This window comes from Streptomyces niphimycinicus, assembly GCF_018883605.1.
Classification (GTDB): domain Bacteria; phylum Actinomycetota; class Actinomycetes; order Streptomycetales; family Streptomycetaceae; genus Streptomyces; species Streptomyces niphimycinicus.
In genome coordinates this window covers 1-2,123 of the sequence record NZ_JAHLEM010000689.1, presented here as the reverse complement: position 1 = coordinate 2,123, position 2,123 = coordinate 1, and the positions used below count along the sequence as shown (strand labels likewise).

Genomic DNA, 2,123 nt, shown 5'->3' with positions numbered 1-2,123 from the left:
GTCCCGGGTGGCGGCTGGGGCGCCGGCACCGGCGCGGCCGGCGCGTGCGGCGGCCGCAGGCTGTAGCTGGTGGGCTCGTGCGCCCGTCCCCCGTCGTTCGTCATGCGCCCATCATTACCCAGGGTGCGGCACCGTCCGCCACCGCTGGGAAGCCGCCGTGGACGCTCGTGACAAAGCCGTTGCGACGTACGTTCAGTTCGCCGCGCCGGGACGCGAGAACGTGGCGGCGGCGGTGTCGAAGTGCCGCTTACCCATGGACTTCTCGCCAACCGGGGCGGACAGCCACAGATCGTACATTTTCCCGTTCTCGTTCCAGCTCAAGTCGTATGTCTGCCGTGAGCCGCCATCGTCGGCCGAACCGTTCCAGATGAACGCCCACAGGGCGGCGGGGCGGCCGTTGTGCTCGGTCTCGATGACCTGGCCGCTGCGGTAACCCGGGTAGTCCTGCGGGCCCTTGGCGTCCGCCTTACGGCTCAGCCCCAGCGGCCCCTCGGCACTCTGCTCCTGGACATGGATCCCGATCCGGAACTCCATACCGGGCGAGTTGTAGTAGACCCGGGGCGCCTTGTACTCGCGGGCGAACCCCTCGGGCACGGCGAGCGAGAAGCCGAGCGGGTCATTGACCAGCTCATACCCGTCGGGGATCCGGGCCTTCGGCGGCGCCGTGGAATCGGCGTCCTGCACGGGACGCTGCGGCGCCTTCTCAGGGGCGCTCGGACTCCGCGAACCCCCCGTGTCGGCGCTCTGGCTCGTACCCCCGCCCTGCGCCGTGCCACCGTCACCGCCCCCGTTGTCCAGCAGCGCCACGACGCCCGCGGCCACACCGGCGAGCGCGACCACCGCGGCGGCGGCCGTAAGGACGGTACGGCGACGCGCGCCACGACTCGAACGGGACCGGGTGGCCGGGGCGGCCGCCGGGACGGAGACGGAGGCGGACGCGGGCACGGGCCCGGCCGCCGGGGCGGGCGCGGGCACGGGCATCGGGGCGGGAGCAGGGACGGGCGCGGGAACAGGCACCGGAGCGGGCTCGGGCGCGGGTACGAACGCCGATGAGCCTCGCCCGTCGGGCCCGATCGGCACGCTGGGCTGGGTCGGGGTGTACTCCAGCGGGATCTCCGGGGTGTCGCCCACCTCCTGGGCCATCCGCAGCATCCGCTCGACCTCGTCGCCGCTCAGCCGCTCCTCGGGATCACGCCGCAAGAGCCCCTCGATGACCGGCTTCAGCGGTCCGGCCGCCTCGGGCATGGGGATCTCGTCGAAGACGACCGCGTGCAGCACCGCGGCCAGGGACTCGCGATGGAACGGGGATTCGCCGCCCACCAGCGTGCAGAGCAGCACCCCGAGCGACCACAGATCCGACTCCGGCCCGGTGCGACGCCCCGACATCCGCTCCGGCGCGGTGTATTCGGGCGACCCCACGAACGAGCCGGTCTCGGTGATCGTGGTGGACCCGGTGACCTGCGCGATCCCGAAGTCCGTCAGCACGACCCGCCCGGTGCCCGACTCCACCAGCACATTGGCGGGCTTGATGTCCCGGTGCAGCACCCCGCGCGCATGCGCGGCCCGCAGGGCGTCCAGCAGCGCGGCCGCGATCCGCCCCGCCTCACGCGCCCCGACGGGACCGTGCGCGCCCAGCCGGTCGGCGAGCGAGAGACCGTCGACCAACTCCATGACGATCCAGGCGCATTCGTCATCCTCGATCACATCGTGGAGCACGATCACGTTCGGATGCTTGATCTGTGCGACGGTCCGGGCCTCGCGCAGGGTGCGCTCGCCGCGCAACTGCGAGTCGAAGGCCGTGTACCCCTCGTCCACATGGAGCTCCTTGACCGCGACATCACGGCCGAGAAGCTCGTCGACGGCCCGCCAGACCGTGCCCATACCGCCGCGCCCGAGCCGCGTGGCCAGCCGGTAGCGGTTGGCGATCAGACGGCCCTCTCCCCCGGTAACCATGGGCTCATCTTGCCTCAACCCGCCGAGGCCCTCGAACACCGGACCGTGGAGCCGCCCTTACGGGCGATTGAGCATGGGCGCGGCATGCGGGAACGTAGATCACGCCGATGTTAAAGGGGGCGGACCGCGGCCGCCCCCCATCGGGCAACTTCGCCCTCCGGCCCCTTGGT

At 72.2% G+C, this 2,123-nt stretch carries 1 protein-coding gene; it reads right to left on the bottom strand.

The genetic code is table 11. The features are described from left to right. Nucleotides 1–192: 192 nt before the first annotated feature. Nucleotides 193–1,953: a serine/threonine-protein kinase gene (locus KN815_RS40315; protein ID WP_216346757.1), complete on the bottom strand. Its 1,761-nt coding sequence runs from the start codon at nt 1,951–1,953 to the stop codon at nt 193–195. Nucleotides 1,954–2,123: the final 170 nt, after the last annotated feature.

Coding starts and splice junctions, on each gene's coding strand:
- KN815_RS40315 (WP_216346757.1), bottom strand. CDS start 1,953: ATGGTTACCGGGGGAGAGGGCCGTCTGATCGCCAACCGCTACCGGCTG.